6 protein-coding genes and 1 pseudogene are annotated in these 6,136 nt (G+C 70.9%); 2 read left to right on the top strand and 5 right to left on the bottom strand.

All coding sequences use genetic code 11. The annotated features are described in order from the left end of the window. Window positions 1-75: 75 nt before the first annotated feature. The 5 genes from GA0115259_RS09230 to GA0115259_RS09210 form a co-directional block, all read right to left on the bottom strand. The gene (locus tag GA0115259_RS09230) at window positions 76-450 is read right to left on the bottom strand and encodes a hypothetical protein (RefSeq protein WP_093593571.1); all 375 of its coding nucleotides are present in this window, start codon (window positions 448-450) and stop codon (window positions 76-78) included. Between the two features lie 115 nt (window positions 451-565). Then, a complete protein-coding gene (locus tag GA0115259_RS09225; RefSeq protein ID WP_093593568.1) occupies window positions 566-1,000 on the bottom strand; it encodes a roadblock/LC7 domain-containing protein in 435 nt (144 codons plus the stop codon). A gap of 58 nt (window positions 1,001-1,058) precedes the next feature. Next, entirely contained in the window at window positions 1,059-1,883 is an 825-nt protein-coding gene (locus GA0115259_RS09220) for a transcriptional regulator (protein ID WP_370747551.1), read from the bottom strand. Then, window positions 1,880-2,374 carry a hypothetical protein gene (locus GA0115259_RS09215; RefSeq protein WP_093593565.1) on the bottom strand — a complete coding sequence of 165 codons (495 nt, stop codon included), beginning with the start codon at window positions 2,372-2,374 and terminating at the stop codon, window positions 1,880-1,882. The genes GA0115259_RS09220 and GA0115259_RS09215 overlap by 4 nt, the downstream gene beginning before the upstream one ends. Window positions 2,375-2,517: 143 nt before the next feature. Further along, complete coding sequence (locus tag GA0115259_RS09210) at window positions 2,518-4,062, bottom strand: type III PLP-dependent enzyme domain-containing protein (RefSeq protein ID WP_093593562.1); 1,545 nt, start codon at window positions 4,060-4,062, stop codon at window positions 2,518-2,520. A 185-nt stretch (window positions 4,063-4,247) separates the two neighbouring features. On the opposite strand from GA0115259_RS09210, the gene hutU reads away from it, so the two are divergent. Together hutU and GA0115259_RS09200 are read left to right on the top strand one after the other, a co-directional pair. Beyond that, a complete protein-coding gene (gene hutU / locus GA0115259_RS09205; RefSeq protein WP_093593559.1) occupies window positions 4,248-5,939 on the top strand; it encodes a urocanate hydratase in 1,692 nt (563 codons plus the stop codon). Next, window positions 5,936-6,136 (top strand): annotated as a pseudogene (locus GA0115259_RS09200) (hypothetical protein); the annotation flags it as partial. The gene hutU and the pseudogene GA0115259_RS09200, both read left to right, overlap by 4 nt.

Raw genomic sequence — 6,136 nt, 5'->3', positions numbered from 1 at the left:
GGCTGTACGGGCCGGGTGCCGTCCGTTCCGGCTTCCGGCCCGTACCCGGACAGGGCCCGGCGTCGGGCTGGTCGGTCAGACCTCCAGGTCGGCCTCTATCTTCATGAGCTGATGGCGGGCCATCGCCAGATTCGCGCGTGACTTGTCCAGCGCCAGATAGAGGAACAGCCCGTTGTTGCCGCGTCCCTTGAGCAGCCGGATCAGGTGGTACTGGCCGCCGAGCGTGATCAGGATGTCCTCGATCTCGTCCTTGATCCCGAGCAGTTCCAGCGCGCGGACCTTGGCCCTGACCACATCGGTGTTGCCGGCCGCGGCGACCGTCATGTCGAGGTCCTTGCCGCCGCCGACCGTACCGAGGGCCATACCGCTGGTGTAGTCGACGAGAGCGGCCCCGAGGGCTCCTTCGATGGCGGTCGTGGCCTGCTTGAGGGTTGCGTCGGTGTTGGCCATGGATGTCGCACTTCCTTCCGTTCCGATGGAGGTCCGGGGAGTTCCGGACGCCCGGGTGGTGCGTGATGTGCCGGTGGTGCGTGATGTCCGGTGGGTGTTCAGGCTCGGCTCGGGCTCAGGCGTTCTCCAGCCGTTCCAGGGCGCCGTCGACCAGTTCGCCGATACGGGCACCCGAGCGGCGGCCCTCCAGATGGAGCCGGCCCACATTGATCCGTGGCTCCGCCAGCAGCGTCAGGACCGCCGAGGAGCCCGCCGCGTACGTCGCGACATAGCCCAGCTCGCCACGGATCACCAGCTCCCGGAATCCGCCCTGGCCCGTGGCGTCCGTCAGCCGTACGGCGACGCCCAGCGCGGCGGCGGTGAGCGCGGCCACTCCCTCGGGCTCGACCTCGGCCGTGTCCTGGGCCAGCACCAGCCCGTCCGTACTGGCCGCGAGCGCGCCCGTGAGCTGGGGCAGCCGGGCCCGCAGCCGTCTGAGTTCGCCGAGCACCTCGGCTTCTGCCGTCATGAGCTGTCTCCTCTCGGCCCGTGCCCGCAGAGCGCGCCTCATGACGCCGTGGCGGCGTACCGGACGAGGCGGGGAACGGGCTGGTGAATGGGGCGGGGAGTCACAGGCTTGCCTCCAGGGCGTCGCGGAGCCGGCGTAACAGAGCGGTGTCCGGGTCGGCGGCGACCGTCGCGACCCAGGACGGGACGGCGGCGGGCGTGGCCGCCGACGGTTCGTCGGGCGTCTCGACCAGTCCGGCCGCGGCCAGCCGCCGGACATCGAGCAGGGTGTGAAAGGCGGGCCGGCCCAGGGCCCATGCGATGGCCACCGGTGTCCGCACACCGTCGGCCAGCTCCAGCAGGGCGCGCTGCCTGCGGGTGACGGCCTGGCCGGGCGCGGGCCGACGGGCCACCACGGGAGCGGTGTCGACGGCCGGATACGGCCAGACCCGGTCGAGGAGTTCGCGTCTGCGCAGCGTCTCGCGCTCGACGGCCGCCGCGGGTACGGGCCGTACGGGACCGATCCAGTGCGCCACGCCGTAACGGAAGCGGGTGGGACCGCTGCCCGGCGCGAGCGCGAAGAAGGCCGCGTCGAACAGCGCGCCGAGATGGCAGATCTCCAGCTCGCCGTCGCCGAGCCGGCCGCTCTCGACCAGGAATCTGCCGACCTCGCGGCGGGCACCGGCCCGGTCGACCGCCTCCTCCCAGCCCTCGCGCGGCAGCCGGCCGCCCGCGGTGAGCAGGACGTCGATGCCGGGAGCGGCGGGACTTTCGGCATGCACGATGCGGCCGTCGGTGAGATAGAGCGTGCCGTGGTCGCGGAGGAGGGCGCCGGTGGCGCGCTCACCGGCCAGCCGGACGAGCATCGGGGAGACGGAGGCGGACGACTGTGCCGACTGCGCGGGCGGCGTCGGCGGTATCGCCGGTAAGGGAGCCTTCGCGGTCATCCCAGCACCAGCCGTTCGGCGAGTTGGCCGAGGCGCAGCCGGGCCAGGGCGAGATTGCCGGTGTCGCGGTCCAGCCAGAGATACAGGAAGACGCTGCTGTCGAAGGTCGTCTCGACAAAGCTGAGGATGTGATAGCCGGTACGGCTGGTGACGATCAGGTCCTCGACGGGCGGGCCCTTGTCCTGGTCGTCGGTGTCGGTGTCGGCGCCGTCGGCCGATCCCGGTCCCGATGCTGGTACCGATCCCGATCCCGATCCCGATCCCGATAACGACCTCCCGGCCGCTGCCGTGGTCGCCGTCGGCGCGAACGCGGTGTACTCCGCCGCCGCCCTGGCCAGCTCGGCCGTCTCGGCGGCGGTGGCCTCGTGATCGCCGCCCGGCGACTCGCCCGCCGTGCCGAGGGCGAGTCCGCTGGTCCAGTCGACAATCGCCGCTCCACGCGCTCCTGGCAGGCTCATGGCTTCCTGAAGACATGCGTCGATTCCGGGCACGCGGGCTCCCCCTCCCGGCCGGGTGTACGGGTGCACTGCTGTGCGGCAGTAACCGTGAGATTACGCAACGTCGGTGCGCCGGGAGGGAGTTCCGGCATTTTCCATCGGAACATGCCGACGGAACGCGGTCGGGCCGCCGGGACCTACGCCTTCTCGTCCAGCAGTAGCGCGTCCGCGTACGCGCCGCCCGACTCGGTGACGATCTCCTCGACCGTCTGCGGCGCCCGTACGGTACTGAAGCGCACCCGGTCCGGATCGTCCGTACCGGCGTCGGTCCCGTCCGCACCGGCGTCGGGCCGCACCGTGAAGCCGTGGATGCCCGGTCTGACCAGGCTGTTGTACGCGTAGTGGTTGGTGAAGTAGTACGCGCCGGTGTCCAGCGCGGCGACGAAGTCACCTTGCTCCAGCAGTGGCAGCGGCCGGTTCTCGGCCAGCAGATCGCCCGCGAAGCAGGCCGGTCCCGCGATGTCCTGGGCCACGTGCGGGCCGCTCCTGGGCCGTCCGCCGGCGTCGTACGCCGCGATGCGCAGCGGCCAGGACACCGGGTTGTAGACCGTACGTGTGGCGATCTGCGCGCCCGCGTGTGTCACGGCGATCGGGCGGCCTCCGGCGGATTTGGCGTACTCGACCCGGGCCAGGACCAGCCCGTGCTTGGCGACCAGCGACCGGCCGAATTCGGTGACCAGTCCGTAGCGGCCGTCCAGCAGCCCGGGAACGGTCTCCTTGAGAAGCCGGGCGTAGGCCGCGTACGTCGGTGTCTCCTCGTCGGACGCGAAGTTGACGGGGAGGCCGCCGCCGATGTCGAGGGTGTCGATCTGCCGACGGCCCGCTGTCGCGTTGATCTCCTCGGCCAGTTCGTAGACCGCCTGTACGCCCTGCGCCATCAGCTCCAGCGGGAGGCCCTGCGAGCCGGAGTGGGTGTGCAGCCTGGTCAGCCAGGGACGGTCCAGATACGTCTGGACGACCCAGGCGCGGGCGCCCTCGTCGCGCAGCGCGACGCCGAACTTCGAGGTCGCGGTCGCCGTGGACAGCGCGCCGATGGAGCCGGCTCCGATCTGCGGATTGACCCGTAGCCCGAACGGGACGGTGACGGGGCCCGGGTCCGGGCCTGCCGCGCCCGAGCCGATCAGGGCGTCGATACGCTCCAGCTCCTGCGGATTGTCCGCGTTGACGGCGATCCCGAGGGCGATGGCCTCGCGCAGCTCGGCGGTGGTCTTGGCGGGCGAGTCGAGGACCGTACGGCCGGCCGGTATCCCTGCCGCGCGGGCGATCGCCAGCTCACCCGGACTGGCGACCTCCGCGCCTATGCCCTCCTCGGCCAGCAGACGCACCACGGGCACGAGCGCGGTCGCCTTCACGGCGAAGGCGTGCAGTACGGCGGTGCCGGGCGCGACGACCTCGTCGAAGGCGGTACGGAGCGCGGCGGCCGAGGACCGGATTCCGGCCACGTCGAGCAGCGCGATCACCGGTTCGGACTCGCTGATCAGTCCTTGTGCTACCGCCGCCCGTACGGCCAGATCGCGGCGGGCCGCGGCGTCGGCGTGTTCGGCGCGTGCGGTGCGTCCGCCATCTTCGGTGCGTCTGCCGTGTCCGGACGCGGATCCGGCCGTACGGCGATCCGTACCGGACCGGCTGTCGTGTCGCGCGCCGTGATCTGCGCTCTGACTGTTGTGCTGAACCGAGGCCATGGACTCCAGCCAATCATCCGGCGGGCGGCCACGCAGCGGTTGACTACAAGTATTCATCCGGACAGGATGTGAATAGATCAGCCAACAGTCCATCGGGTCGCCGCCCTCAAGGGACACCTCACGGGACCTCAAGGACCGGCGGGCCCGCCGAGGACCGGCAGACCCATCAAGGAGGAGGCAACGCCATGTCGGGACCCCGCCCCGTACGGGCACCGCGCGGTACGGAACTGAGCGCCCTGGGATGGCAGCAGGAAGCCGCCCTCCGCATGCTCCAGAACAATCTGGATCCCGAGGTCGCCGAACATCCGGACAAGCTCGTTGTCTACGGCGGCACCGGCAAGGCCGCCCGCGACTGGCGCTCCTTCGACGCCATGGTCCGTACGCTGCGCACGCTCAAGCAGGACGAGACGATGCTCGTCCAGTCCGGCCGTCCGGTGGGCGTCATGCAGACCCATGAGTGGGCGCCGCGTGTGCTGCTCGCCAACTCCAATCTGGTCGGCGACTGGGCGAACTGGGAGGAGTTCCGACGGCTGGAGGCCCTCGGGCTCACCATGTACGGGCAGATGACGGCCGGATCATGGATCTATATCGGCACCCAGGGCATCCTCCAGGGCACGTACGAGACCTTCGCCGCCGTCGCCGCCAAGCGGTTCGGCGGGACACTGGCCGGGACGATCACTCTCACCGCCGGTCTGGGCGGGATGGGCGGTGCCCAGCCGCTGGCCGTGACCATGAACGACGGCGTCGCGATCTGTATCGACTGCGATCCGCGCGCCATCGACCGCCGGATCGAGCACCGCTATCTCGATGTACGGGCCGACAGCCTGGAGCACGCCCTCCAGCTCGCGACCGAGGCCCGGGACGCGCGCCGGCCGCTCTCCATCGGTCTGCTGGGCAACGCGGCCGAACTGCTGCCCAGGATGCTCGCCGAGGGCGCGCCCGTGGACATCGTCACGGACCAGACCTCCGCGCACGATCCGCTGGCGTATCTGCCGCTCGGTGTCGACTTCGCCGACATGGCCTCGTACGCGGCCGAGAAGCCCGCCGACTTCACGCTGCGCGCCCGGGAGTCGATGGCACGCCATGTCGAGGCGATGGTCGGCTTCATGGACGCGGGCGCCGAGGTCTTCGACTACGGCAACTCCATCCGCGGCGAGGCCCAACTCGCCGGATACGACCGCGCCTTCGCCTTCCCGGGCTTCGTACCCGCCTATATCCGGCCACTCTTCTGCGAGGGCAAGGGCCCCTTCCGCTGGGCGGCGCTGTCCGGTGAGGCGTCCGACATCCACAAGACCGACAAGGCGATCCTCGAACTCTTCCCGGAGAACGAGTCGCTGCACCGCTGGATCAGGATGGCGGGCGAACGCGTCCACTTCCAGGGCCTGCCGGCCCGGATCTGCTGGCTCGGCTACGGCGAGCGCGACAAGGCGGGCGAACGCTTCAACGACATGGTCGCCTCCGGCGAACTCGCCGCGCCGGTCGTCATCGGCCGTGACCATCTCGACTGCGGCTCGGTCGCCTCGCCGTACCGCGAGACCGAGGCCATGCTCGACGGCTCCGACGCCATCGCCGACTGGCCGCTGCTCAACGCCATGGTCAATGTCGCCTCCGGTGCCTCCTGGGTCTCGCTCCACCACGGCGGCGGCGTCGGCATGGGCCGCTCGATCCACGCCGGGCAGGTCTCGGTCGCCGACGGTACGAAGCTCGCGGGCGAGAAGATCCGCCGAGTCCTCACCAACGATCCGGGCATGGGCGTCATCCGCCATGTCGACGCGGGCTACGACCTCGCGGAATCGGTCGCCGAGGAACGCGCCGTACGTATCCCCATGCGCGAGGACAAGGCCGCCACCGCAGTCGGCGAGGGCGTCCCGTCATGACTCCGCGCGGTCCCGAGGACACAAGTCCGTCCCGTACGGGGAAGGACCATACGGAGACGGACCATGCGGGCACGGTGGCACGGGCGTCCGCTCCCGCCGCGTCCGAGGCAAGCCCGCCCTCCTTCCATGAGATGTGGCGCGATCTCGCACCGCTCGGACGCGACCCGGGCAGCGGCGGCTACCGCCGCTACGCCTGG

Origin of the sequence: Streptomyces sp. MnatMP-M17, from assembly GCF_900091995.1 — a bacterium.
GTDB lineage: Bacteria > Actinomycetota > Actinomycetes > Streptomycetales > Streptomycetaceae > Streptomyces.
The sequence above is the reverse complement of the archived record's forward strand: the minus strand, read 5'-3'. Positions and strand labels throughout refer to the sequence as shown.